Source organism: Acinetobacter entericus, from assembly GCF_026168575.1.
Classification (GTDB): Bacteria; Pseudomonadota; Gammaproteobacteria; order Pseudomonadales; family Moraxellaceae; genus Acinetobacter; species Acinetobacter bouvetii.
In genome coordinates this window covers 31,067-55,596 of the sequence record NZ_JAPEQW010000001.1, presented here as the reverse complement: position 1 = coordinate 55,596, position 24,530 = coordinate 31,067, and the positions used below count along the sequence as shown (strand labels likewise).

Genomic DNA, 24,530 nt, shown 5'->3' with positions numbered 1-24,530 from the left:
ATCACCGAATAATTCACTGTTATTTTATTGATTGGCCCATAAATCTATTGCATGATCGGGCTTAAGCAATAAAAGATCTAACAATTATGAAATTAGCGGAAGCGCTGCTGCTGCGCAGCGACATGCAAACCAAACTGGCCTCACTGCAGCAGCGTATTAACAGCAATATTTTAGTGCAGGAAGGCGATACGCCCAGCGAAGATCCAAATCAGCTGATTCAAGAAGCATCGGCCGTGAACCGTGAACTGCATGATTTAATTCAGCGCATACACGCGACCAATGCGCAAGCCGCAGCCAGCAACGGTAAAAAACTATTAGAATTAATTATTGAGCGTGATGCGTTAACCAGCCAGCACCGAATTTTACAGCAGGCTATTGACAATTCACGGCGTGAAAATGGACGCTACAGCTCCAGTGAAATCCGCTGGATTAAAACCATTTCTGTTGCTGATATTCAAAAGCAGGCAGATGACATCAGCAAGCAGCTGCGTCAAAATAATTTAGAGATTCAAGCATCAAACTGGCAAGTCGATTTAATTTAAAATTTGGATAGCCATCCATCACAGTTCGGGCATATTGGGCGAGTGCAAGGCCTTTTCCGCGTTTGTAAGGCTTTAATTCAACAAACGCTTGCAAGAAGTAAAGCGTCTGCTTCAAATTTTTCACTTCTCTGACGCAGCACCATGCATCTTTTACTTCTTACATTGCACTACGCACTACCATGCACTGACAATATGCCCACCCTTTACAGCACAGCGCTAGGTTCACTGCTGATGCAGCTGAGCCGACACAGCAGAATCTTTCGGAATCCGGTAGTCCTGATCATGCGCAGGCACGCCGCCAATAATCATCGTCCGCACTTCGGTACGGGGCTTATTCAGATCATCCTTTGCATCACAGCCTGCCATACTAAGCAGCAGGCAGGTCATTATGGCTGCAGATAAAATTTTCATCTTATCTCCTCCATGCTTATTGTTATAGCCTTCAGCATAGCATTACTGTATAAAATTACACCACTTTTCGATACTCTCAAACTGAATAAATTTTATAAATAAAAACTGCGATTTCAATATATTAAAATGCACCGTCAACCGCGTTTACAAAATATCACAATCTGCAATATTTACATCGGACACTTTTGTCCGTTAAATTATTGCTAAAACTGATTATCGATAAGAAAACCGCATGTCTCTACGCCAAGAACGCGCTGCGCAAAACCGCGAAGAATTGCTTTCCGCAGCCATCAATATTTTCCGTACTCACGGCATTAATGCGCCGCTGCAGCTGATTATTGATGAAGCGCAGGTAGGGCGGGCAACGTTTTACCGCAACTTTTCAGACCGGCGTGAATTGGTGCTGGCACTGATGGAGCAGGCGCTGAACCGTTTAGAAAATCGGGCCCGCAATCACGCCCAATATGAAGACGGCTTTATCCGCTTGATTCAAGACCATATTCATAATATCCCCTACCTCACGGCATTAATGGAATATTGGCGGGTGATCGAACGCAATGATCCGGCCATGGTGCTGATTTACCAGCGCCGCGATCAAATTTTACAGCCGCTGATTAATACGGCGATTGCCAATGGCGTTTGCCGCTCAGATTTTAGTCCGCGTGACTATTCCATGGTCACCTCAATTTTGAGGGCTGCTTTACAGGGCTATACAGACTCCGATCAGGAGATCTTAGCGGCCCGCGCCGTAGATCTGCTGCTTAACGGCATCCGCCCATAGCAAGGCAGCAGCATGGCTCAACCTCCCTGCCTGCTGGAACCGGCTCCTGACTGGACAGCAGAAGAAAAGCCGACTTTGCCAGGTTCGCCTGCGGCCATTGCACACCCGGCTTATAAGCGTATTTTATATTTTGTGATTGGCTTAGTTGTTGCCATTTCAGGCAGCCTCAGCAATGGCTTCATCACCGCAAATTTGCCCTTGATTCAAGGTGAATATGGCTTAACCCCGTCAGAAGCCGCATGGATTCCAGCGGCCTATGTCATGGCGAATGTCAGTTCAAACTTGATTTTATTTAAGGCGCGGCAGCAATATGGACTGAGGCTGTTTTCCGAAATCGGCCTTGTGGTTTTTATTGCAGTGATGGTGCTGCATCTGTATGTGCATACCTTTGAAATGGCGGTATTTGTGCGCATGGTCAGCGGTTTGGTGGCTGCGCCGCTCAGTTCTTTGGGCATGTATTACATTATGCAGGCCTTCAGCCGCGCCAATTTTGGGCGCGGTTTATATTTGGCTTTGGGTTTCCAGCAATTGGGCATTCCACTGGCATGGATCATGTCGCCTTATCTGGTTGATGTAAATGACTGGGCGCTGCTGTATACCTTTGAACTGGGGCTCGCGCTGTGCTGTCTGGCCATGGTGGTTTCCTTAAAACTGCCGCGGAGCTTACGGATAGAAGTCTTCGAATTTCAAGATATTTTCACCTTCATTCTGCTGGCAACCGGCTTTGCCTTTTTATGCATTGTATTGACCCAAGGCCCTATTCAATGGTGGCTGAATGCCGACTGGCTGGCTTATCTGCTGATTGGCGCGCTGATTTTAATTACTGTAGGGCTGACTTATGAACACTACCGGGTCAATCCGCTGATCATTACCCGATGGCTGGGTACCTCATCGACTGTGCGTTTTATTTTGGGCGCTTTTGCCATCCGTTTTGTGATGTCAGAACAAAGCTATGCCGCCGTGAGCTTTTTAAAAACTATGGGCATGGGGCCAGACCAGTTTGTAAACTTTTACCTAGTGATTTTTTTCGGCATTCTCAGCGGCACTATTTTCAGCGCCCTGACCTTTTCTAAAGACAAAGCCGTTTGGCATTTGCTGGGCGCAGTGGCCTTGATTTTTATTGCCTGCGCTCTGGATCATCACCTGACCAGCGACGTGCGTCCAGAGAATTTTTTCCGCAGCCAGTTTATTGTCGGCTTTGCCAGCGGCATGTTTATTGGCCCACTGCTGCTGACCGGCATTATCAATGCACTGCAGCGCGGCCCCAACCATATGGTCACCTTCATTGTGCTGTTCTCCGCCAGTCAAACTTTTGGCGGATTAATGGGGTCTTCTTTTTTTTCAACATATCAGCAAATGCGCACACAGCATTATCAAGCGGAAATTAGTGCAGAACTGCCCAGCACCAGCCCGCAAGTGGCTCAGCGCCTGCAAAGCTATGCGCAAAGCAGCCAAAAATATACGCTCGACCCTATACAGGAGCACAGCCAGGCGCTGCGCACTTTAAATCAAGCCGTCACCAAAGAAGCGCAAGTCCGCGCTTATAACGATGTGATTTTCCTCAATCAGCTCTTTGCTGTGCTGCTGCTGATTTGGGGCCTGTTTATCATCAGCATCAACCGTTACCGCAGCTATAAGCAAAGCCTGCGGCCAGATTCCAGCTGAAGATCCAGCCTGATATCCAAAATTCAGGAACAAATCTCTCAATGAACAGATAGCGTTAAACCCAAATTAAACTTAGAGAAGCCCATGTCAGAACACGAAAAGCCAGCAGAAAATGCAGCGTCAGCGCCTAACCCTGCTCCGCAGCCGTCCAGCAAGCTGATTCCCACCGATAAGCGGGTTTTAGTGATGATGTTCTTTGTCCTGCTGGCAGGGGTCAGTTTAATTTTATGGGCTTGGAAAATCGGCCCTTTTCATTCGGCCGTGGAATCCACTGAGAACAGCTATGTCAAAGGCAAAACCACGATTTTGTCTTCACAGATTAATGGCTATGTTAAAGATGTGCTGGTCACTGATTTTGAATGGGTAAAAAAAGGCCAGCCCTTGATGCATATCGACACCACCACCTACGATCAGAAAGTCACACAGGCTGAATCTGGCGTCGAGCAGGCGCAAAACAGCTTGGCGAATCAAAGCCAAACTATTCAGCAGCGCAAAGCCGATATTGCAGCGGCTGAAGCCAAAGCCGATCAGGCACGGGCAGCCTATGGCCTGTCTGTGACCCAGCTGCAGCGCTATGCGCAATTGGGTGACAGCGGCGCGGCCTCTAAAACTGAACAGGACCAAGCGCGCGCTGATATGAAAAACAATTTGGCCCTCGTGCATCAGACCGAAGCGAACATTCAAGTGGCAATCGAAGCCTTAAAAACTGCGGAAGTAGCGCAAACCGGCTTAAAAGCGCAGGTGACGAATGCCCAAGCGCAGCGTGATCAAGCCGTGACCACCAAGGACTACAGCTTGATTACCGCACCGATGGACGGGCAGCTGGGTGAAGTGAGTCCGCGCGTTGGACAATATGTGTCTGCAGGCACACAGCTGATGTACCTGATTCCTCAGCAGCGCTGGGTCACCGCCAATTTTAAGGAAACTCAGATTGCCAATATGCAAATTGGCCAAAATGCATGGTTTACGGTCGATGCCATGAATCATCAAAAATTCAGCGGCAAAGTCGAGCAGATTTCTCCAGCCGCCGGCTCGGAATTCAGCGTACTGAAAGCCGACAATACCACTGGCAACTTTACTAAAGTGGTGCAGCGCATTGCTGTGCGCATTGCCATTGACCCGAATCAACAAGGCATGGAGCGCCTGCGTCCCGGCATGTCGGTGGTGGCTTCAGTCGATACTGGCTCAGCTCATTAATAAGGTACTGATACCGCTCTTTAACAGGAATCCGCTACACTACAGCAGATTCTGTTTGCCTAAATGCACATGTCTATGTTTGACGCCCTTGCCCAAGCCATTCCTTATAACACCGTACATCTCCACGGCGTGACGCTGGCCATCAAGCGGCTGGATTCAGTGCATCCGCAAATTTCAGGCAATAAGTTCTTTAAGCTGAAATACAACTTTGCAGCGGCCCAGCGGCAAGGCCTCAAACAGGTGCTGACCTTTGGCGGCGCCTATTCCAATCATATTGCCGCTACGGCTTATGCAGCCCATCTTTTCGGCATGCAAAGCATTGGCATTATCCGCGGCGAAGAACTGGCGCATAAAGCGCTGAATCCGACCCTGCAAACCGCGCAGGGCTTTGGCATGCAGCTGCAGTTTGTCAGCCGTGAAATGTATCGGCTGAAACAATCAGCCAGTTTTCTCACGCAGCTGCAAGCCGAATTTCCAAACGGCTATATTATTCCTGAAGGCGGCACCAATCCCCTTGCCATTCAAGGCTGCACAGAAATTTTAAGCCCTGCCGATTTAGAAAATTTTGACCTGATTTGCTGTGCCGCAGGCACTGGCGGAACCATTGCAGGCTTAATTGAAGCCAGCGCGGCGCATCAGCAAGTGCTCGGATTTTCGGCGCTGAAAGGTGATTTTTTGACGCAAGACGTGGAGCAATGGACAGCGCGGCGCAACTGGCGCATCACCGATGAATTCTGTCAGGGCGGTTATGCCAAAACCACGCCAGAAATCATGCAGTTTATTCAAGAGTTTGAAGCTGCATACAGCATCCCGCTGGAGCAGGTTTATACCGGCAAAATGCTGTTTGGGATTCAGCAGATGATTCTGCGCGGTGAAATCAAACCCGAACAGCGGATTCTGGTTCTGCATACCGGCGGGCTGCAGGGAAAAATGCCGTCTTAATTCCCACTGTTTGAAGCCGCAGCTTTCCCTGAAAATTCGTTCAAAACAGAGTATAATCCGCCTCTTTTCATTCTCCCGCAGGCTGGCTCATGTCCAAAAATCTGTACGATGCTGTAGTAATAGGTGCAGGCGCATCAGGCTTGATGCTGGCCTATAAAGCGGCGCAGCGCGAACGCAAAGTGCTGGTGGTTGAAAAAGCCAACAAAGTTGGCAAGAAAATTCTGATGTCCGGCGGCGGCAAATGCAACTTCACCAACCTGTATGTCGAGCCTGAAAATTTTATTTCTCATAATCCGCATTTTGTCATTTCTGCCCTCTCGCGCTATACCAACTGGGACTTCATTGGCATGGTCTGTGACTATGGCATTGCCTACGAAGAGCGCAAGCATGGACAGCTGTTTACCCTAAATGGTGCAAAAGAGATTCTGTCGATGCTATTGGCAGAATGTGACAAAACAGGTTTGGTCGATATTAAAACCAGCTGTGAAGTCAAGGCTGTAAACACGGTTGAAGGCCACGGTTTTCAAATCGCCACATCACTGGGCTATTTTGAAGCTGAGTCTGTGGTAATTGCATCAGGCGGTTTGTCTATTCCAACCCTAGGCGGCTCTGCCATCGGCTATGACATTGCCAAACAATTTGGACACCATATTTACCCAACCCGTGCCGGTCTGGTTCCCTTTACCTTCTCAGACAGCTTTAAAGACATCACCACCCGCCTCAGCGGCAATGCGGTAGAAGCAACCTTATCCAATGATTTGAACAGCTTTACCGAAGCTTTGCTGTTTACGCATCGCGGCCTCAGCGGGCCAAGCTCGCTGCAGCTGTCCAACTATTGGGATGTCGGTCAAAGCTTTAAAATTGATTTTCTGCCGAGTGTAGATTTAGAGGCGTTCTTTAAAAGCAAAAAACAAAGCCAGCCCAAAGTCTTGCTGCGCACCTTGCTGACTGAGCACATGCCAAAAAGCGTCGTGACTGAACTGCAAAACCTGATTTGGCCTGACAGCGCAGATACCGCAATTGGCAATATCAGCGATGAAAAACTGGAAAAAATTGCCCAGCGCTTAGCGGCCTTTGAAGTAAAACCTTCAGGAACTGAGGGTTACCGTACAGCGGAAGTCACCCTAGGCGGTGTCGATACCGCCGAAGTTTCATCGAAAACCATGGAAAGCAAAAAGCAGAAAGGCCTATTCTTCATTGGTGAAATACTGGATGTTACTGGCCATTTGGGCGGATTCAATTTCCAATGGGCTTGGGCGTCTGCCCATGCAGCATCTGAATACGTCTAAGTTGTTTCGCATTAGCCAGGCAGTATTCAAAGCGGCAACCGTTAAAAAGTACGGCAAAGCTGAGTAAAAAAAAGCGGTTGATTCAATATCAACCGCTTTTTTATGCCTGTTTCATTAGAATTGAAACGCTTGAAATTCTGCGCATCAGGACCTTATATTGCAATATCAGGTGATTATTCCAAATAATCAGTCTTAAACAATGAGATTCCTTTCGATGCCGCTAAACGGCCCATCGCCTGTTCCATTTTTGCCAGTGCTGCTGCTTCATGTCCTGTGCGGACAGATAATTGATGATTTAAAGTTGCAATAAATTTATTCAGCATTTTGATTCCCCTTATAAGCCATTCATTGGCTAAGCCTGAGCTGATTACAGCACAGCTTCATTTCCATATTATTAAAACTAAATTTCTCTATTTCATTTATATTTTTATGAAATAAACTTAGTTTTGCATATATCAAAAAATACCAAATAAAGTTTAAATTTCAAACACTTTTTTTCTGATCTGGCGCGTCATTTTGCAGCTGCTGTTTATTGCGCCCTATTTCAGTGCGCTTTTTGGCGGCAAAAATATATTTATACCCGCTGGCTAAAAAGCCAATCGTAATTCCCGCAATCACAATTGGGGCAAGCACTTTATTCGGCGCCTTTTTTTGCATTTTACACCTCTCTAAAAGAATGAATCGGCCATAGATAGAGTGGCCGATTCATTATGGATTGAACAGGTTATTCGGGGTCATTTTTTGGAGGCGCATGTGTATCAACCCCCTCTTCTTTTTCACCTTTGGAGCCAAATGGATTGTTGACAGGCTGCTGCGCGGGATCAACATCTAATTGATCCGGCGTTGCCGTTTCTTTTTCCACCACACCCGGCGCTTCCTGATGCTGCACGGTATAGCCGTCATCAAGCGGATCAGGCTGAGCCGCTGCGGATGAAGCTGAAGTTCCGAATCCGCAAGCGCGCGCCTGTTCTTTTACAGGATTTGGCTGACAGCCTTCTTTTTTGGCTTTATCAATCAAATCGGTCAGCACACGTTCCGCTGGCGCACGTCCGCCTAGACCAAAGGCCAAGGCAAAAGCTACCGCGACTGCGCCCAGCGTTAAGCCAAAAGCCAAGTTCACTATAGAATCTGCAATGCCCATAGCGCGCAGGCCCATGGCGACCACTAAGCCCATAATCAACACTCGAACCAAATTGCCCAGCCAGCGTGAACTGTTGTATTCGCCGCGCTGCACCACATTGGCCACAATATTGGCCAGCCAGAACCCGATCACCAAAATCACTGCGCCCAGCAAAATATTGGCGCCAAACTGGATGAACATGGCAATCAGCGTGCTGATTTGCTCAAAGCCCAAACGGTTGGCCGCTTCAGACACCGCAAACAGCATGGTAAAGAAAACAATCAAATAGCCAACCACATCAGACAGTTTGGTTGTACCTAAAAAGCGCTGTACATCCACTTTTTCAGGAATGCGGTCTACGCCAGTTCCAGCCACCACCTCTGTGACCAGCTTGGCGACAAAGCGCGAAACCACATATGCCAAAATTAAAATCAAGCCGGCAGCGATAATATTTGGAATGGCAAACATGATTTCATGCAGCATGGCGGTGGCCGGCTGTGAAATAGCCTCGATGCCTAAAGCTTCAAAAGCCACAATCAGTGCGGTAATCATCACAACTGCGAAAACGAATGAGCCAAGCAAATGCGGTAAATTCGAATTTTTAAACAGGCCTAGTTTTTCCGCCTGTGATTGCAGGTTGAGGCTGCTGACCAGGCCTTCAATAATCCCCCGGACAATTTTTGCCAAAATATAGCCGACAAAAACAATCACGCCTGCAATGAAGATATTCGGCAAGTACAGCACCGCTTCATTAACCATATTCTGCACAGGATACAGCAGCCCGTTCAGCCCTAAGATGGACAGTACGATCGGCAGGAACAGCAACAGAATCAGCCAATAGGCAATTTCACTGATATTTTTACTGATGGGGCTGACACCCGCTTCAGAACTGAGTTTTTCATCCAGCTGGGTTTTGCTCAGCAATTTTTGCGAGCCGACTCTGACTAAGTTGGCAATGATCCAGCCGATAAAGCCTACAGCTGCAGCAGCCAGCAGCTGCGGAATAAACAGCAGGAATTGCTGGATCATACTGCTGAACGGCCCGCTGACACTGGTTAAATTCAGTACATTCAAGGCGCCAATGACCGCAATAATCAATATGATCCAAAAGACAATGCGCGAAACAATGTTTTCAATATTGGAACGGTGACCCGTGGCGCTGGAAAGCTTTTGATTGGTGCCCAGCTTTTCCAGCACTTTTTTAATGCCGCCGGCAACCAGCAAAGCCACAATCCAGCCGATAAAAAGAATTGCAACGGCACTTAAGATAGGATGAAATTGATCCCAGTAATACATGGCATCAAACCGGCCTGAACCTCCAGGATAATCATTCATTTATACGCCCTCATTGTTATTGCTTGATCTATTTTTCTTTACACAAGTATTAATGTGACACAGCGCATAGCAATGCCTGCTCAAATACTTAGAACTTTCCAATCCACCTTAGAATTTGAGTGTTTTTTATTCAACCTTGAAATGCAGAACTACAACAAAAGAGCACAATCACTTGCAAAAAAGCTCTAGCGTCTAGGCCAGAGCTTGCGGTTGATAGATCATTGTTTGAAAATTTGAATCAGTGATTAGAAGCGGTTGCGGTATTGCTGTCCGTTGCTTTATCCCCTGCTGTGCCTGAAGCGGTATTATTCGGTGCCGCTGACTGCATTTCTGGGTTCGGGTGCCCTGGAGGCGCATCACTTGCATTCGGCTTGATGTCTGCTGACATGTAGATAATCAGCGCAACAAAGAAAATGCCGACTAAGACCAAAATATACACAGGTATGCGTTTCTTCTGAGTGGTTTCTTCCGAACTCGAAGTATGGGGCGGTTTATTAAAATCATGTGTCATAATTCCCCTCACTTTTATTATCTATTGCTGTTTTTTTATACTATCAAACCCTTATGTTATGAAGTGTGAAGAAGCATTGCAGGTTGGTGTAAAGTTGTAAAAATAATCATACAGGCCAAAAGCAGCCGCTCATTTAAAACAGCTGCTTCGGCCGCTGAAGCTGATCAGTTGCCGCCGCCATTTCATGCTCATCTTTCAGCTGAACGCCAGACAGCCCAAGCTCTGCTGACTTTTTCATTAAAGCGATTAAGCGCTGCAGCGCGACCTGAATCGAAAGCCCTGCTGGCCGTACATTGGAAATGCAGTTGCGCATAGCATTGCGGCAGCCTGACTGCGCCTGCCACGTGTAGTAAATCCCCATGCTGTCGGGTGAGCTTAAACCGGGGCGCTCCCCAATCAGCATGACCAGCATTTTGGCCTGCAAAATCTGCGCAGCCTCATCTCCCAGCGCCACACGGCTGCCAGTTGCCAAAATCAGCGGAGCGACCCGCCAGCCCTGAGCAATGCACGCCTCATATAACTGCTGGATAAAATACGGCGCATTGTCTTCAATTGCTCGGGCAGACAAGCCATCTCCTGCGACAATCACTACATCATAGGCTTCTTTATGCTGCCGGACATAATCCTTGAGCTGCTGCCGAGAGGATTCTGACAGTTTCCTCCCCCAATCAGGACGTTGCAAATACTGGGCCTTATCCACTGCACAGCTTTCAATCCGCAGCACCTCATGCTGCAATACCGCCAGCTGCGCTTGAATGCCATCTAAATCCAGCACTTTCAGCACCGCATCTTTGGCCTGAGCATGCGCCAGCTGAAACGCTAAAGCAGGCCGTGTCGGCAAACTGCCGCCTGCCCGCCCCAAGGCAATGCGCGCATCGGTAAACTGCTTCAGCTGCTCCCATTCATTATTTTTCGCTTGGGTTTTAAACTGCACATCCTGATGTAATTTCATTGATTAAATCTCCGCTCAGACATCAGCAGTCGGGAAAATCTGTCCGGCACATGCGCAGGCCACTGCAGCTGATGAGAATGCTGCTTTAAAATTCCCTGCTGTTCCAGCCATGCGCCAAATTCAGGAGCAGGCTGCAAACCTAAAAGCTGACGGATATACAGCGCGTCATGAAATGAAGTGGTCTGATAATTCAGCATCACATCGTCTGAACCGGGAATGCCCATTATAAAATTCAGCCCAGCATTGGCCAGCAGCGTCAGCAGCACATCCATATCGTCCTGATCAGCATCGGCATGGTTGGTATAGCAAATATCACAGCCCATCGGCACGCCCAGCAGCTTGCCGCAAAAGTGGTCTTCCAGCCCTGCGCGGATAATCTGCTTGCCGTTATATAAATATTCAGGCCCAATAAAGCCCACCACGGTATTCACCAAGAGCGGCTGATATTTGCGGGCAACCGCATAAGCGCGGGCTTCCATCGTTTGCTGGTCTACCCCATGATGCGCATTGCTCGACAGCGCGCTGCCTTGCCCCGTTTCAAAATACATCACATTCTGCCCCACTGTTCCGCGCTTCAGGCTTAAGGCGGCATCATAGCCTTCCTGCAGCATAGCAAGGCTGATGCCGAAAGCGCTGTTGGCATCCTGCGAACCCGCAACCGACTGGAACATCAAATCAATCGGCACATTTTTTTCCGCCAGCTGAATGCCAGAACTGATATGCGTCAGCACGCAGGACTGCGTTGGAATCTCATATTCATGGATAATGTAATCCAGCAGTTTCAGCAGCTCAGTTAAATTCTGCAGATTGTCGGTGGCGGGGTTAATGCCAATCACCGCATCGCCATTGCCGTACATCAGGCCGTCTAAAATACTGGCGGAAATACCCAGCACATCATCGGTCGGATGATTGGGCTGCAGGCGCGTCGATAAGTGGCCTTCCAGGCCTATCGTATTGCGGAATTGCGTGACTACGCGGCATTTCTTCGCCACCAAAATCAAATCCTGATTGCGCATGATTTTACTGACTGCAGCGGCCATTTCAGGCGTCAGCCCGGCCTGCAGCGCCTGCAATTTTTCAGTGCTGGCATCGTCACTCAGCAGCCAGTTGCGAAAATCCCCTACAGTAAAATGCGCAATAGGATAAAAGGCCGCCGCATCATGCTCATCCATAATCAGGCGGGTGACTTCATCACGCTCATAATCAATCAGCGCTTCATTCAGGAATTGTTTTAAAGGCACATCTGCTAGGCACATTTGCGCTGCTACCCGCTCTGTGGCGTCCCGCGCCGCGATGCCTGCCAGCTGATCCCCTGTCCGCGCAGGCGTGGCTTTGGCCATCAAGGTTTTTAAATCCTGAAAAACATAATGATGATCCACCACATTGATTTGATACAGCATCTTTTTATCCTTGTTCTGTTATTGCGCCCTTTTTTGCCTTATTTCAACTCTTGCTCTGCATGCTGAATATTGGCAAATTCCTCCTCCGGCGTGCCGGCCACCAAGTGGTTGCGGCTGTACAGCAGGAAATACAGAATAAAGGCCGCATAAATGGCGGCGGCCGCTAACCAGACTTTCGGATCCACCACGAAGCCTGCAACCACAGCAATCGCAGCCAGTATCAGCGCAATATAAGCCGTCACTATACCGCCCGGCGCTTGGTATGGACGCGGCAGATTGGCTTTCGATGTTTTCAGCTTAATATAAGACAGCATCATCAGTACGTAAGAAATTGTCGCGCCGAACACCGCCATTAAGATCAGCAGGTCGCCTTCTCCAGATAAAGACATCAAAAAGCCAATAATGCCGGGGATAATAATCGCCAAATGCGGCGCGTGGTTTTTATTGGTTAAAGACATGGATTTGGGTAAATAGCCTGCGCGGGACAGGGCAAAAATCTGCCGCGAATAAGCATAAATAATTGAGAAGAAGCTGGCGATTAAACCAGCCAAACCAACAAAATTGACAAAACCCGCCAGCCACGTATTGGCGCCATATACTGCTTTTAAAGCATCAACCAAGGGCGCGCCTGATTCTTTCAATGCCTCTGCACCTGCTGCGCCCGGCCCTAAAAATAAAATGCTCAGCGCAAAGAATGCCAAAATCAGCATGGAGCCAATCAAGCCGCGCGGCAGAGATTTATGTGGTTCTTTGGCTTCTTCCGCCGCCAGAGGCACACCCTCAACTGCCAAGAAAAACCAAATGGCATAAGGCACAGCAGCCCAAATTCCAAGATAGCCCATTGGCAAGAAACTGCTGGTGCCTGCCGCATCCGCTTTCACTGCAATATCAAATAAATTGGCACTGTCAAATGCAGGCAGCATAGCAAAAATAAACACCATCAATGCAATAGCCGCCACTGCAGTAATCACAAACATGATTTTCAATGCTTCGCCCGCGCCTTTCAAATGAATCCCCATAAAGACCAAATAACACACCAGATAAACCATCCAGCCGCCCATGCCAAATAAGGATTCACAATAAGCGCCAATAAAGCAGGCAATCGCCGCGGGCGCGATGGCGTATTCAATTAAAATAGCTGTACCCGTCAAATAGCCGCCCATTGGGCCAAATGCTGTGCGGGCAAAACTGTAGCCTCCGCCTGCTGTCGGCAGCATCGTCGACATTTCCGACATGCAAAGGCACATGCATAAATACATAAAGGCCACCACAACGGTGGCAATAAACATGCCGCCCCATCCGCCCTGCGCTAAACCAAAATTCCAGCCGGCAAAGTCCCCTGAAATGACATAAGCCACACCCAGCCCGACCAGCAGCAGCCAGCCCACTGCTCCGCTTTTTAATTGCCTTTGCGCAAAATAATCGTCTGCAGCGGTTTCCGCCGCTGGCAGCTCTGCAGCGCTTTCTGAATTTGACATATGCACCTCTAATTTTTAGTTTTGCTCACCCGGTGCTATGCATAAGCCATACCAAATTAGATCTTTAAGTCAGGTTCAAGCCTAGTCAAAACGCTATCCCGTTGTTTTAAATATGATCATGCGCAAGATGGATGAAAAAATGAAAGTCTGCCTTTGCGGCAATAAATGGGCTATAATTATGCACTTCATTTTTCATGCACTCATTCTATATGGCGTACCGTCAGCAAAGTGTAACGCTTGATCTTGACACTGACGTCACTTATCAATGTGCTTTACATTACACCCGCGATCAGCATCTGATTGGCATTATTGAATTCAATAAGCCCAGCTATGTCCTGAAATGGGGGGATTTAGAATTTTTCCGCCGCAGGACGGAAGAATTCTCAGTCATGCCGTTTCCAGACTGCATTAATGCCATGGTGATTGATATCCGCAATGTCACAGCATATTTGGATAATGAAGTGCCGATTATTCCTTGGCGCTTGCTGGAAGAAGACTGCCCAGTACGCTTAGTTGTGCCTCAAGAGCGCATGGATCATTATGCCGGCTTTTTTGAGCCGACATGGCTCACCGTAGATGTAGACACAGCCATTCAGGAAATCCGTGAATACATGGATATGTTTGTGCATTAAGCCTGTTTGTATGATACAGCTCAAATAAAAAAACCTCCATTTGGGAGGTTTTTTTATAGTGCAAAGCGCTTACCAATAATTTTCAACAGCAATATTGCCTTCGCCGCGGCGGTTCATGGTCAGGCCACGCGCTTTCAGCGCATCTTTGGTGTCATCCACCATCTGCGGGTTGCCGCAGAGCATGACATGGCTGGTTGCAGGGTTCAGCGCCATGCCTGCTGCTTTTTCCAGCTCGCCATTGGCGATCAAGACGGGTAAACGGTCATGCAAAGGCGCATTCGGGTCACGGGTAATAATTGGAATAAACTGAAAGCCTGTATGCCCTTCGCCAAACATCGCGGCAATTTCATTAATCCGTTCCACATAAGCCAATTCTGCTTCCGTGCGTACACTATAAACCAAGTTAATTTTTGAATATTTCTGCCACGTTTCAAAATCTTGCAGCATCGATAAAAACGGCGCTAAGCCTGTTCCTGTACCCAGCAGCCATAAATCCTGGGGCAGCGGCAGCTGGTAGCGCGCCAGCGTTAAAAAACCGTACGGAATTTTTTCCAAATACAGCTCATCCCCCACCTGCAAATGCTGCAAATTAGACGTAAATGCTCCATCTGGAACAACAATTGAGAAAAATTCCAAAGTTTCATCAAATGGCGAAGATACGACAGAATAAGCCCGCACCACCAAATCATCCCCCACTTTTAAGCCAATGCGTGCGAATTGGCCTGCAGTGAATTTAAAATGAGCAGGCCGCGTCATGGTAAAGCTGAATAAAGTATTGGTCCAACGATGTACAGATAGAACTTTTTCTAAGCTAAATTTCTCAATTGACATGATTTCAACGTGGCATGAAAGACTGCGCTCATGTTAGCATGACGGCATAATTTATTAATATTTTTTAAATGTTAAGGCTCTATTCATGCGCATGACTTTACGCCAGTTGGCTGTTTTTGTAGCGGTCGCTCAAGAAGGTACAGTAACCAAAGCCAGTGATGCCGTAAAACTCACGCAAAGCGCTGCGAGTATGGCTTTAGCAGACTTGGAAGATGGCTTGGGCGCGCCGCTGTTTGACCGTCTAGGCAAACGATTGCAGCTTAATGACTTAGGCCGTTTTTTACTGCCTCAAGCCTTAGAAATCCTTGGCCGCTGTGAATCATTCGAACAAGCCGCCAAAGGTGAACTGCAAAGCATTGATTTACGCTTAGGCGCCACCTTAACCATCAGCGATTATTTGATGCCTGACCTGATGGCGGATTTTCTGCAAATCCAGCCGCAGGCCCATTTACAGCTGCAAGTCGGCAATACCCGCCAGATGATTGAAGCGGTCAATCAGTTTCAGCTGGATTTGGCCTTAATCGAAGGCTCTTGCCATTTGCCGCAGCTGCAATGCATTCACTGGCGCGACGATGAACTGGCAGTATGCTGTTCACCCGATCATCCGCTGGCACGGCTGGGCCGTCCTTTAACCATAGATGACTTTAAAAATGTGGAATGGATATTGCGCGAAGAAGGTTCAGGCACGCGCGAAGTCTTTGACAATGCAATTTTGCAGGATTTGCCGGATGCCAATATCCGCTTGACTCTGGGCCATAATGAAGCAATTCTGAAAATTGTTGCCGGCGGTTTAGGCATGTCATGCATTTCTAAACTTGCTATTGAGCCGCTGCGTGAAAAAGGCCAATTGGTGATTTTAGACACCCCTTTCTGGCAATTGACCCGCCCGCTGTTCATGCTGGTGCACCGTCAGAAATATCAAGGGCCGGGCTTAAAAGCTTTTATGAAATTCTGTGACGCTAAATAATAGAAGCGAATAATAAAAAGCGCCTGATGGCGCTTTTTTTATATCAATCGTTACCACCGTGAATCATTTTCACAGGGTCTTCCATCACCATCACCATCCATTTGATTATTTGGACAATTTCTTACAAACCACTCAGCTTCTGATCTTGAAGTCATTTGACCGCAACGTGTCCGCTCATAACACTTTGGATCAATAGGCTTAGAACTCGCTTGCTTGGTTATTTCATTATTTTTAACATCTTGTTTAGGGCGGGTTCCTATCAAAACTTCGGGATGATTTTCTAAATTTTTATGGCCTTGTTCTGACAGAACTCGATCAGGTAAATTTCCTTGCGCTTGACGCTGTTTGGCAATAATCTTTTCCTGTTCCAGCACCATTTGCTGCACACGTTCAGCTTTATGTGCATTATATTCTTGAATTTTTCCATATAGCAAAAAAGCTAAAATTGCGATTATCACAGCACCAATCAGCGTAAACAATTTTGCGTAAGTTGATGCCGGTTTCTCTACTGCTGGAGGGCAGTTAACGGGATTGGCTGTTTGACCTGAAGATTGATATTGCTGGCCAACTGGTTCGAATTTATCATCACTCTTCAGATTTAAACGAACAATATTATCTGCTTTAAATTTGCCCTTTTCTTCTACAATCCGAAACTTCAGATTTTCACCAATCTGCGGCTGAATATTCCGATTGGGCATATCTTTAATATGAAAAAATAGATCCCTAGATTCCCCGTCCACTTGTATAAAACCAAAGCCACGTTCTGCTTGATAATTCTTAACTTTCCCCTCTTGAAACATCATTCACTCAATCTTTATATTTTTAATTATTGTAATAGAAAAAGCGCCGTGAGGCGCTTTTTTGCATCATATTTCATTCAATTTTCATGAAATATCAATTCATTAAGTTTTCTTATTTGCGTAAATTTGACAATAATGCAGAAGTAATTGATGTGTTATTCGCAACTACTTTTGACTTCTTGGCTTTCGCTGAATTGTCTTCCGCACGCTCAATTTTAACCGCTTTAAATTTACCGCCATTGTCTACTACGTTAAATTTCACACGCTCATTTCGTTTTGGCTCACCTTCCGCTGCAGGAAAATCAGAAATATGAAAGAACACATCTCCTTCAGCTGAACCAATAAAACCATACCCTTTTGCAGAGTCATACTGCTTGATTTTACCCTGATATACTTCGTCTTTCATGATGCCGCCCTATTTTTTAAAATGCCTTATGCGCATTATATAAAAAAGAGGCTTTAAAAGCCTCTTTCTTATTCAATCTCAAAATCAGTCTTTTTGCACTGAACCGAAAATCTTGTCGCCGGCATCGCCCAAGCCAGGCACGATGTAGCCATGTTCATTAATGCCCTGATCAACTGATGCAGTGAAAATTGTCACATCAGGATGCGCTGTTTCTACACGTTTAATGCCTTCTGGCGCCGCAACTAAGACCATCACACGGATATCTTTACAGCCGCTTGCTTTTAATACATCAATCGCAGCCACCAGTGAAGAACCTGTTGCCAGCATCGGATCAATAATCATCGCAATACGGTTTTGCACATCTGGCACTAATTTTTTGTAATATGTGCGCGCTTCCAGCGTTTCTTCATCGCGCTCTAAGCCCAATACCGAAACTTTTGCGCTTGGAATTAAGTTTAAGAAACCTTCCAGCATGCCAATGCCTGCACGCAAAATAGGCACTACAGTAATTTTTTTACCCGCAATGCGGTCTACAGTCACTTTGCCAGCCCAGCCGTCAATTTCATGATCGCACATTGGCAAGTCTTTAGTCGCTTCATAAGTCAGAAGCATAGTGACTTCTTGAGCAAGTTCGCGGAAGTTTTTAGTACTGATATCCGAACGGCGCAATAAACCAAGTTTATGGCGGATGAGCGGATGGCGGATTTCATGGATAGCCAAGGGAGAACACCTAAAAGGTTAAGATCAAATTCTTAGTATTATAAAGGCATTTAACAAATGATAAAAATAAAAAAGCCCTCTAAGTCGAGGGCTTTTTTGTAATAACTGGATTAATTCAGCATTAATCAGTTAAAACCGCTTTGCACCAATGCCAGAATGAATTGCTGTAATTCAGGTGAAATAGCAAAGAAAGCCACCTTAGAAACCGCAATAATTGGGTCTGGATAAACACCGATCAACAGCACAAGAGCTGCGGCGCCTAATACCATAATACCGCCGACTTTTTGACCCCAATGGTCAACAGCGTCAATACGCGGGTTTTCAGGCGGTGTCATGTACATCACTACCATGACACGCAGATAGTAGTACAGGCCGATACCCGAACCAATGATTACCATTGCCGCCAAGAACCATGACTGGCCCGCAACTGCAGTTTTAATCACGAGGAACTTACCGATAAAGCCCGCTGTTAATGGAATGCCTGCAAGGGAAAGCATCATCACGGTCAAAGTCGCAGTTAACACTGGACGGCGCCAGAATAAGCCGCGGTACTCTGCCAAGCTGCCTGCTTCATCTGTATTGTTGTATGGGCTGGACATTAAGGTAACAACACCGAACGCGCCGATGGTGGTTAACACATAAGTAATCACATACACGTTTACTGATTCAAACGTCGCGAAACCTTGCACTTGAAGGAAGTCTGTATTGCGCGCGCTGACAACCGCCACCAGCAAGTAACCGAAGTGAGCAATCGATGAATACGCAAGAATGCGTTTCAAATTCACTTGGCGAACCGCCAGCAAGTTACCTGCAAGGATAGAAAGCACAGCAAGAATCGTCAGAATGATCACAAAGCTGTCTGACAGGATTAAGCCTGAAGACAGTACATAGCGGACAAACAGGCCGATCATTGCCACTTTGGCAACAGTTGCAAGGAAAGTCGCGATTGGCGCCGGCGCACCTGCATACACGTCTGGCGTCCATTTATGGAATGGCGCAAGAGACAGTTTGAATGCAACTGCAAAGATGATTAACGCCAGGCCCAGCACCACAGCTGGCTGACTGAATGTCGTGAACAGTTTGCCCGGTTCAGCGACAAAGTTCAGCGTGCCTGTGTAAGCATAAATATAGGCCATACCCATCAGCAGCATCGCAGACGCGGTTGCTGAAAGAACAAGGTATTTCACACCGGCTTCAAGCGATTGAGAACGCTGATGCGTGTAAGCCAATAAGCCATAAACTGGAATTGACATCAACTCAAGGCTGATAAAGAACGATGCATAGTGCGTGCTTGCCACCATCAGCAATGCGCCTGTCACAGACGCCAGCATCAGGATATAAAGCTCTTCACGGTTGTCTTTATAAGTTTCAATATAGGCATGCGACAGCGTGCAGCACGCAAGCGCCGCGACGATAATCACAAACTGGTACAGCATCGTAAACGGATCTACGATGAACAAATTCATTACGTTGGCAGGCGCAAACTGCCCTGCCAACACAACGAAAATGATGTAAAGCGCAGCAAGGTTTAAACCGATAACCGATGCTGTTGCAGCTAAATTATGATTGCGCTTGATGGCTACCAGCAGCATCACCACCACCGCTGTTAAAGCGACGATCATGACTGGCGCAATAGGCATCAGCTCTGCAAATGACATTGTGAAGTTCATGACTTATTGGATCTCCACATTTTCAGCTGAAACGACAGCTTGCTGCAGTGTATCAACTGTTTCTTGAACAGGAATGTAGCTATTCGCTAACCACGCCATGCTTGAATTAGAAACGTCAAGGAACGTTTGCGGGTACAGGCCCAGCCAAACCAGACTCAGCGCACAAATTAAAAGAATGACCATTTCACGTACATTCAAGTCTTTTAATGGATTTGAATAGTGCTTTTGCTGTTCTTCATTTGGTGTGCCAAATAATGCTTTATGGATCAGGATTAAGCCGTAAAGGCCAGCAAATACCAAACTTACCGCAGCAAGAATTGTAAACACTGGGAAGCGAGCATAAGAGCCCATCAAGATCAGGAATTCACCGATGAAGTTGCCTAAACCAGGAATACCCACAAGCGCAGCAACAAAGAACATCAGGAAGAACGCAAGATACTTGAACTGGCCACGGATACCGCCCATTAGGCGTAAATCACGTGTATGCAGGCGCTCATAAACTTGACCGCACATAATAAACAGGGCAGCCGAAGAGATGCCGTGCGCCAGCATCATGATCATTAAGCCTTGGAAGGTCAAAATGTTGCCTGCATAGATTGCAAGCAAAATGAAGCCCATGTGTGAAATCGACGTATACGCTAACAGGCGCTTCATATCGGTTTGCTGGAAAGCACACCAAGCGCCGTAGAAAATACCGATTAAACCAAAGATGATCGCAATGTCAGCAAACTGTGCAGATGCTGCCGGGAAGAACGGAATCACAAAACGCAATAAACCGTAAGCGGCAGTCTTAATCAGGATACCTGCAAGGTCAACAGAACCTGCTGTCGGCGCTTGCGCATGCGCGTCTGGAAGCCAGCCATGCAATGGGAAAACTGGAAGCTTGACTGCAAAACCGATGAACATGCAGATCATGAAAGCATAGGCTAAAGCCGGCGCTTGCGCATCAATCGTATTCGCTACAGCCATTAAATAGTTGTAGTCAAAACGGATTTCACCATTCATCGAATATCCGACAGCCACAAGGCCAAGGATACCGATCAGCATGATTAAGCCGGCAACTTGCGTATAGATGAAGAACTTAGTCGCAGCATAAACGCGGGACTTGCCTTCTGCGCCGCGATGGCCCCAAAGTGCAATCAAGAAATAGATTGGAACCAGCATCATCTCCCAGAAGAAGAAGAACAGGAACAAATCAATTGCAAGGAATACACCGATAACGCCGCCTAAAGACCATAGAAGGTTTAAGTGGAAGAAACCGACATTCTTCTGAATTTCACCCCATGAACAGCCCACTGCCAGCACGCCAAGGAGTGCAGTTAAACCCACCATAAGAAGCGACAAGCCATCCACCGCAAGGTGAATGTTAATGCCGAGGGTCTGAATCCAAGGCAATTTAAACTCAGCAGCCCATGTTGGCGCAGCATTGCCAAGTTCGTAGTTATATGTACCCGTTTGCCAAAGAACAATGGTTAACACCAAAGTCACCAGCATACCGATCAGTGCGATATAGCGCGGCAAATGCTGATCGAGTTTATCGACCAGCCAGCATGCAAAACCTGCAATGAACGGAATAAGAACCAGAGCGGGTAAAATTAAATTATTAGTTTCCATTTTATTTCCCCACGACCTGAATCACGACCAAGATCATCAGCAAGACAACTGTGCCGAATGCCATACTTGATGCGTATTCACGCAATGAACCTGTTTGACGTGAACTTGTAAAGCTGTTGCCGCCTTTTACAAGTGCAGGCAGTACCAGCCATAAGCCGTCAATTGGATCACGGCCTAAGATTTTCGCAATCAGCAGATATGGCTTAACGAATACGATGTCATACAGCGCATCGAAACCAAGCGCATTGCGGCAGATATTCACAAGGCCAGCGCCCAGTGAAGTTTTCGCAAATGCTTTTACTGCACTGTAAGCGAAAGCAAACAGAATCACGCCAATCACAAGGCCTGCAAGCGCAATGCCCACAGCGGTGTATTCAGCGCTGTGCATGCCGTGTTCCAAAGCTTCAGGAACATTGAATGCAGGAATTTTGGCAGCGTTTAAAATATTGGTTACCGGCGCTTTTAATACATAAGCTAAACCAGTCGACAATACTGCAAGAATCGCCAAAGGACCCCAGTACGTCACACCTTTAATTTCATGGTAAGGCGTATTTTCTTTGCCAAAGAATACGATCCAGATTAAGCGGAATGTATAAATTGACGTTAAGAATGCGCCTGCAACACCAGACCAGTACAAGCAGTCATAAACAGCAACCGCTTGGCCTTTCACCCATACTGCACCTAAAATCGCATCTTTCGAGAAGAAGCCGATCGTGATGAATGGGATTGCAGCCAATGCGCCGCCGCCAATCGCAAAACAGGCAAACAGGAATTTGTTCTTATGGAACAAGCCGCCCATTTTGAAAATGTTTTGTTCATGATGGTAAGCCAGAATCACCGCACCGGAAGACAAGAATAATAATGCCTTGAAGAATGCGTGAGTCAGCATGTGGAACAGGCCTGCTTGGTATGCCTCAGCACCCACAGCCATAAACATATAGCCTAACTGACTCATTGTTGAGTAAGCCAAAATACGTTTGATGTCTGTTTGTACGAGCGCAGCAAAACCAGCAACCAGCAATGTTACCGCACCCGTAATTGAGATGAACGCCATCACTTCAGGCGCTTGCTCAAACACAGAGAACATACGGCAGCACAGGTAAACACCTGCGGTTACCATGGTCGCCGCGTGGATCAATGCGGATACTGGTGTAGGACCAGCCATCGCATCTGCCAGCCAAGTTTGCAATGGAATCTGTGCAGATTTACCTGCAGCACCCAAGAACAGCATTAATGCAGTCCAGATTGCAATTGATGAGCTTTGAGCCAGAACTGTTGGTGCTGCTGCAACCACTTCTGCAATGTTTAAAGTGCCAAACTGTTGGTAGATTAAGAACAACGCAATCAGCAGGAATACGTCACCGATACGGGTCACGGTAAATGCTTTGATGGCAGCAAAACCGTTTGCAGGGTTTTGGTAGTAATAGCCGATCAGCAAGTATGAACAAAGGCCAACGCCTTCCCAGCCCAAGAACAATAACGCTAAGTTATCGCCTAGAACCAGCAATAGCATGCTTGTTACAAACAGGTTGAAATAAGAGAAGAAACGCGCAAAGTCTTCTTCGCCGCGCATGTACCATGTCGCGAAGATGTGAATCAAGAAACCCACACCCGTCACCATGCCCATCATTAATAATGAAAGGCCATCCAGGTGAAGTGTAAAGCCCGGCGCTAAGTTGCCAACGCTGAACCAAGTCCAAAGATGCTGGGTTGTAGCAACAGAACCGTTATTTACGAAATCTAAGCCGGCAATCAATGCAAATAATGCAGAAAGGCCAACTGAACCCGCCCCGATAATGGCTGCAACTTTTTCAGGAAGATTGTTGCGTCCCACCGCCAAAAGGATAAAACCAATGAGCGGAAATAATACTGTTAAATATAAATAGCTCATCCGCGCATCTCACTAGCAGCATCCACATCCAAATGATGGAAGCGATGATAGAACTGAAGGACGATCGCAAGGCCGATACAGGCCTCTGCCGCAGCAAGCGTTAAAATCAGGATGAACATGATCTGGCCATCAGGCTGCGCCCATGCGCTGCCCGCCAAAACGAACGCTAAAGCAGCGGCGTTCATCATGATTTCAAGGCTCATCAAAATAAAGAGTAAATTGCGTCGCACCATTACACCGTAAAAACCCAGTGCAAAAAGAATGGTTGCAACGATCAAACCATGTTCTAAAGGAATGTTGCCCATTATTCTTTTTCCTCTTCTGCACTTGGTTCGCGTTTACCCAGATGGAATGCTGCGACAAGCGCACCAAGCAATAGCATCGCGGCAACTTCGACCAATAATAAGTACTGAGTAAAGAGTGCTGTACCCACAGCTTTCGGGCCAACAACTTCTGCGCCCATCACCAAAGATGCTTTGGTGTAGTCTGAGCCCAGCATCCATACGAGCACTAAGCCCATCAGGAAGCTCATCAGCGCAGGATAAGCCCACGCAGATGAAGTCAGCCACTTACTTTCCTGTTCCACAGTTTGCTGGCCCAGGTTCAGCATCATCACCACGAATACGAAAAGCACCATGATCGCGCCGGCGTAAACGATGATCTCAAGCGCGCCGGCAAACGGCGCGCCAACGATCATGAACATGCCTGCAACGGCAAGCAATGAAACGATCAAGCTGAGTAAAGCGTGTACTGGATTGGTGTTGGTCACAACACGAATCGTAGAGACGATGGCCACAAGCGCCATCAAATAAAACGGCCACATCATGGTAATAGACTCCGTACATCAACAGGCGCGCTTTCACGTTGCGCTTGGCCTTTGTCTTTACCTGTCACAGCCATACCGGTTACGCGGTAGAAGTTGTAATCAGGATATTTACCAGGACCTGAGATAAGCAAGTGTTCTTTCTCATACACAAGGTCTTGACGAACGTATTCTGACAGCTCGAAATCAGGTGTTAACTGAATTGCAGTCGTAGGACATGCTTCTTCACACATACCGCAGAAAATGCAGCGAGAGAAGTTGATACGGAAAAATTCCGGATACCAGCGCCCATCTTCGTGTTCTGCTTTTTGCAGTGAAATACAGCCCACTGGACATGCAACCGCACATAGGTTGCAGGCCACACAGCGCTCTTCCCCATCTGGGTCGCGCGTCAGCACAATACGGCCACGGAAACGCGGCGGTACGATATCTTCAGCTGGCACTTCCGGATATAAAATGGTGTCACGTTTACGTGTCACATGTGAGAAAACCATCCACAGTGAACGTACAATTGACCCAAATCCAGCTAGAAACTTAAACATTTTGTTCTCCC

The 24,530-nt window shown here is 47.2% G+C and carries 26 protein-coding genes; 8 read left to right on the top strand and 18 right to left on the bottom strand.

Annotated elements, in window-relative coordinates:
* Nucleotides 1-86: 86 nt before the first annotated feature.
* A complete protein-coding gene (locus OKC24_RS00290; protein WP_005008019.1) occupies nt 87-542 on the top strand; it encodes a DIP1984 family protein in 456 nt (151 codons plus the stop codon).
* A gap of 222 nt (nt 543-764) precedes the next feature.
* On the opposite strand, the gene OKC24_RS00285 is transcribed toward OKC24_RS00290, so the two are convergent.
* On the bottom strand, nt 765-953 hold the full coding sequence (locus OKC24_RS00285; protein ID WP_131276033.1) for an NF038215 family lipoprotein: 189 nt from the start codon (nt 951-953) through the stop codon (nt 765-767).
* A 232-nt stretch (nt 954-1,185) separates the two neighbouring features.
* Here OKC24_RS00285 and OKC24_RS00280 point away from each other — a divergent pair, with 232 nt between their 5' ends.
* From OKC24_RS00280 to OKC24_RS00260, 5 genes are all read left to right on the top strand, one after another.
* On the top strand, nt 1,186-1,734 hold the full coding sequence (locus tag OKC24_RS00280; RefSeq protein WP_131276034.1) for a TetR/AcrR family transcriptional regulator: 549 nt from the start codon (nt 1,186-1,188) through the stop codon (nt 1,732-1,734).
* Nucleotides 1,735-1,746: 12 nt separating this feature from the next.
* Nucleotides 1,747-3,399 carry an MFS transporter gene (locus OKC24_RS00275; protein WP_265464482.1) on the top strand — a complete coding sequence of 551 codons (1,653 nt, stop codon included), beginning with the start codon at nt 1,747-1,749 and terminating at the stop codon, nt 3,397-3,399.
* A gap of 84 nt (nt 3,400-3,483) precedes the next feature.
* Nucleotides 3,484-4,596 carry an HlyD family secretion protein gene (locus tag OKC24_RS00270; RefSeq protein WP_131276036.1) on the top strand — a complete coding sequence of 371 codons (1,113 nt, stop codon included), beginning with the start codon at nt 3,484-3,486 and terminating at the stop codon, nt 4,594-4,596.
* A 75-nt stretch (nt 4,597-4,671) separates the two neighbouring features.
* Nucleotides 4,672-5,538, top strand: coding sequence for a 1-aminocyclopropane-1-carboxylate deaminase/D-cysteine desulfhydrase (locus tag OKC24_RS00265; protein WP_265464578.1), 867 nt, complete (start codon nt 4,672-4,674; stop codon nt 5,536-5,538).
* An 89-nt stretch (nt 5,539-5,627) separates the two neighbouring features.
* A complete protein-coding gene (locus OKC24_RS00260; protein WP_265464481.1) occupies nt 5,628-6,827 on the top strand; it encodes a BaiN/RdsA family NAD(P)/FAD-dependent oxidoreductase in 1,200 nt (399 codons plus the stop codon).
* Nucleotides 6,828-7,000: 173 nt separating this feature from the next.
* Here the strand turns inward: OKC24_RS00260 and OKC24_RS00255 are convergent, their stop codons facing one another.
* From OKC24_RS00255 to eat, 7 genes are all read right to left on the bottom strand, one after another.
* Nucleotides 7,001-7,150: a hypothetical protein gene (locus tag OKC24_RS00255; RefSeq protein WP_265464480.1), complete on the bottom strand. Its 150-nt coding sequence runs from the start codon at nt 7,148-7,150 to the stop codon at nt 7,001-7,003.
* Between the two features lie 160 nt (nt 7,151-7,310).
* On the bottom strand, nt 7,311-7,484 hold the full coding sequence (locus OKC24_RS00250; protein ID WP_265464479.1) for a hypothetical protein: 174 nt from the start codon (nt 7,482-7,484) through the stop codon (nt 7,311-7,313).
* A 67-nt stretch (nt 7,485-7,551) separates the two neighbouring features.
* Entirely contained in the window at nt 7,552-9,282 is a 1,731-nt protein-coding gene (locus OKC24_RS00245) for a mechanosensitive ion channel (RefSeq protein WP_265464477.1), read from the bottom strand.
* A 238-nt stretch (nt 9,283-9,520) separates the two neighbouring features.
* A complete protein-coding gene (locus OKC24_RS00240; protein WP_130144240.1) occupies nt 9,521-9,793 on the bottom strand; it encodes a hypothetical protein in 273 nt (90 codons plus the stop codon).
* 133 nt (nt 9,794-9,926) lie between these two features.
* Nucleotides 9,927-10,745: an ethanolamine ammonia-lyase subunit EutC gene (gene eutC, locus OKC24_RS00235; protein ID WP_265464474.1), complete on the bottom strand. Its 819-nt coding sequence runs from the start codon at nt 10,743-10,745 to the stop codon at nt 9,927-9,929.
* Nucleotides 10,742-12,145 carry an ethanolamine ammonia-lyase subunit EutB gene (locus OKC24_RS00230; protein WP_265464473.1) on the bottom strand — a complete coding sequence of 468 codons (1,404 nt, stop codon included), beginning with the start codon at nt 12,143-12,145 and terminating at the stop codon, nt 10,742-10,744. Before OKC24_RS00230 ends, eutC begins: the two co-directional genes overlap by 4 nt.
* A 38-nt stretch (nt 12,146-12,183) precedes the next feature.
* Nucleotides 12,184-13,623 (bottom strand): ethanolamine permease, encoded by a 1,440-nt coding sequence (gene eat, locus OKC24_RS00225; protein WP_265464471.1) that lies wholly within the window; start codon nt 13,621-13,623, stop codon nt 12,184-12,186.
* Between the two features lie 209 nt (nt 13,624-13,832).
* On the opposite strand from eat, the gene OKC24_RS00220 reads away from it, so the two are divergent.
* Nucleotides 13,833-14,255 carry a hypothetical protein gene (locus tag OKC24_RS00220; RefSeq protein WP_265464577.1) on the top strand — a complete coding sequence of 141 codons (423 nt, stop codon included), beginning with the start codon at nt 13,833-13,835 and terminating at the stop codon, nt 14,253-14,255.
* A 69-nt stretch (nt 14,256-14,324) separates the two neighbouring features.
* Here the strand turns inward: OKC24_RS00220 and OKC24_RS00215 are convergent, their stop codons facing one another.
* Entirely contained in the window at nt 14,325-15,086 is a 762-nt protein-coding gene (locus OKC24_RS00215; protein WP_005007982.1) for a ferredoxin--NADP reductase, read from the bottom strand.
* An 85-nt stretch (nt 15,087-15,171) separates the two neighbouring features.
* Between OKC24_RS00215 and gigC the strand changes: the two genes are divergently transcribed.
* A complete protein-coding gene (gene gigC, locus OKC24_RS00210; protein WP_130144245.1) occupies nt 15,172-16,053 on the top strand; it encodes a LysR family transcriptional regulator GigC in 882 nt (293 codons plus the stop codon).
* 50 nt (nt 16,054-16,103) lie between these two features.
* On the opposite strand, the gene OKC24_RS00205 is transcribed toward gigC, so the two are convergent.
* The 9 genes from OKC24_RS00205 to nuoI form a co-directional block, all read right to left on the bottom strand.
* Nucleotides 16,104-16,856 carry a cold shock domain-containing protein gene (locus OKC24_RS00205; RefSeq protein ID WP_265464468.1) on the bottom strand — a complete coding sequence of 251 codons (753 nt, stop codon included), beginning with the start codon at nt 16,854-16,856 and terminating at the stop codon, nt 16,104-16,106.
* Between the two features lie 109 nt (nt 16,857-16,965).
* On the bottom strand, nt 16,966-17,259 hold the full coding sequence (locus OKC24_RS00200) for a cold shock domain-containing protein (protein ID WP_130144246.1): 294 nt from the start codon (nt 17,257-17,259) through the stop codon (nt 16,966-16,968).
* Between the two features lie 84 nt (nt 17,260-17,343).
* Entirely contained in the window at nt 17,344-17,979 is a 636-nt protein-coding gene (upp, locus tag OKC24_RS00195; RefSeq protein ID WP_005007976.1) for a uracil phosphoribosyltransferase, read from the bottom strand.
* Between the two features lie 125 nt (nt 17,980-18,104).
* Nucleotides 18,105-19,649 carry an NADH-quinone oxidoreductase subunit NuoN gene (gene nuoN / locus OKC24_RS00190; protein ID WP_130144247.1) on the bottom strand — a complete coding sequence of 515 codons (1,545 nt, stop codon included), beginning with the start codon at nt 19,647-19,649 and terminating at the stop codon, nt 18,105-18,107.
* Nucleotides 19,650-19,652: 3 nt separating this feature from the next.
* A complete protein-coding gene (nuoM, locus tag OKC24_RS00185) occupies nt 19,653-21,263 on the bottom strand; it encodes an NADH-quinone oxidoreductase subunit M (protein ID WP_219190011.1) in 1,611 nt (536 codons plus the stop codon).
* 1 nt (nt 21,264) lies between these two features.
* The gene (gene nuoL / locus OKC24_RS00180; protein ID WP_265464464.1) at nt 21,265-23,154 is read right to left on the bottom strand and encodes an NADH-quinone oxidoreductase subunit L; all 1,890 of its coding nucleotides are present in this window, start codon (nt 23,152-23,154) and stop codon (nt 21,265-21,267) included.
* On the bottom strand, nt 23,151-23,459 hold the full coding sequence (gene nuoK / locus OKC24_RS00175) for an NADH-quinone oxidoreductase subunit NuoK (RefSeq protein ID WP_005007970.1): 309 nt from the start codon (nt 23,457-23,459) through the stop codon (nt 23,151-23,153). Before nuoK ends, nuoL begins: the two co-directional genes overlap by 4 nt.
* Nucleotides 23,459-23,977 carry an NADH-quinone oxidoreductase subunit J gene (gene nuoJ / locus OKC24_RS00170; RefSeq protein ID WP_171065499.1) on the bottom strand — a complete coding sequence of 173 codons (519 nt, stop codon included), beginning with the start codon at nt 23,975-23,977 and terminating at the stop codon, nt 23,459-23,461. The genes nuoK and nuoJ overlap by 1 nt, the downstream gene beginning before the upstream one ends.
* Nucleotides 23,977-24,519, bottom strand: a complete 543-nt coding sequence (gene nuoI / locus OKC24_RS00165; RefSeq protein WP_005007966.1) for an NADH-quinone oxidoreductase subunit NuoI — start codon at nt 24,517-24,519, stop codon at nt 23,977-23,979. The genes nuoJ and nuoI overlap by 1 nt, the downstream gene beginning before the upstream one ends.
* Between the last annotated feature and the right edge of the window lie 11 nt (nt 24,520-24,530).

Coding starts and splice junctions, on each gene's coding strand:
- nuoN (WP_130144247.1), bottom strand. CDS start 19,649: ATGAACTTCACAATGTCATTTGCAGAGCTGATGCCTATTGCGCCAGTC.
- eutC (WP_265464474.1), bottom strand. CDS start 10,745: ATGAAATTACATCAGGATGTGCAGTTTAAAACCCAAGCGAAAAATAAT.
- nuoJ (WP_171065499.1), bottom strand. CDS start 23,977: ATGTGGCCGTTTTATTTGATGGCGCTTGTGGCCATCGTCTCTACGATT.
- OKC24_RS00255 (WP_265464480.1), bottom strand. CDS start 7,150: ATGCTGAATAAATTTATTGCAACTTTAAATCATCAATTATCTGTCCGC.
- OKC24_RS00260 (WP_265464481.1), top strand. CDS start 5,628: ATGTCCAAAAATCTGTACGATGCTGTAGTAATAGGTGCAGGCGCATCA.
- OKC24_RS00240 (WP_130144240.1), bottom strand. CDS start 9,793: ATGACACATGATTTTAATAAACCGCCCCATACTTCGAGTTCGGAAGAA.
- nuoI (WP_005007966.1), bottom strand. CDS start 24,519: ATGTTTAAGTTTCTAGCTGGATTTGGGTCAATTGTACGTTCACTGTGG.
- OKC24_RS00285 (WP_131276033.1), bottom strand. CDS start 953: ATGAAAATTTTATCTGCAGCCATAATGACCTGCCTGCTGCTTAGTATG.
- OKC24_RS00245 (WP_265464477.1), bottom strand. CDS start 9,282: ATGAATGATTATCCTGGAGGTTCAGGCCGGTTTGATGCCATGTATTAC.
- gigC (WP_130144245.1), top strand. CDS start 15,172: ATGCGCATGACTTTACGCCAGTTGGCTGTTTTTGTAGCGGTCGCTCAA.
- eat (WP_265464471.1), bottom strand. CDS start 13,623: ATGTCAAATTCAGAAAGCGCTGCAGAGCTGCCAGCGGCGGAAACCGCT.
- OKC24_RS00220 (WP_265464577.1), top strand. CDS start 13,833: ATGGCGTACCGTCAGCAAAGTGTAACGCTTGATCTTGACACTGACGTC.
- OKC24_RS00275 (WP_265464482.1), top strand. CDS start 1,747: ATGGCTCAACCTCCCTGCCTGCTGGAACCGGCTCCTGACTGGACAGCA.
- OKC24_RS00205 (WP_265464468.1), bottom strand. CDS start 16,856: ATGATGTTTCAAGAGGGGAAAGTTAAGAATTATCAAGCAGAACGTGGC.
- OKC24_RS00280 (WP_131276034.1), top strand. CDS start 1,186: ATGTCTCTACGCCAAGAACGCGCTGCGCAAAACCGCGAAGAATTGCTT.
- nuoK (WP_005007970.1), bottom strand. CDS start 23,459: ATGGGCAACATTCCTTTAGAACATGGTTTGATCGTTGCAACCATTCTT.
- OKC24_RS00215 (WP_005007982.1), bottom strand. CDS start 15,086: ATGTCAATTGAGAAATTTAGCTTAGAAAAAGTTCTATCTGTACATCGT.
- nuoL (WP_265464464.1), bottom strand. CDS start 23,154: ATGAGCTATTTATATTTAACAGTATTATTTCCGCTCATTGGTTTTATC.
- OKC24_RS00200 (WP_130144246.1), bottom strand. CDS start 17,259: ATGAAAGACGAAGTATATCAGGGTAAAATCAAGCAGTATGACTCTGCA.
- OKC24_RS00230 (WP_265464473.1), bottom strand. CDS start 12,145: ATGCTGTATCAAATCAATGTGGTGGATCATCATTATGTTTTTCAGGAT.
- OKC24_RS00265 (WP_265464578.1), top strand. CDS start 4,672: ATGTTTGACGCCCTTGCCCAAGCCATTCCTTATAACACCGTACATCTC.
- OKC24_RS00270 (WP_131276036.1), top strand. CDS start 3,484: ATGTCAGAACACGAAAAGCCAGCAGAAAATGCAGCGTCAGCGCCTAAC.
- OKC24_RS00250 (WP_265464479.1), bottom strand. CDS start 7,484: ATGCAAAAAAAGGCGCCGAATAAAGTGCTTGCCCCAATTGTGATTGCG.
- OKC24_RS00290 (WP_005008019.1), top strand. CDS start 87: ATGAAATTAGCGGAAGCGCTGCTGCTGCGCAGCGACATGCAAACCAAA.
- nuoM (WP_219190011.1), bottom strand. CDS start 21,263: ATGGAAACTAATAATTTAATTTTACCCGCTCTGGTTCTTATTCCGTTC.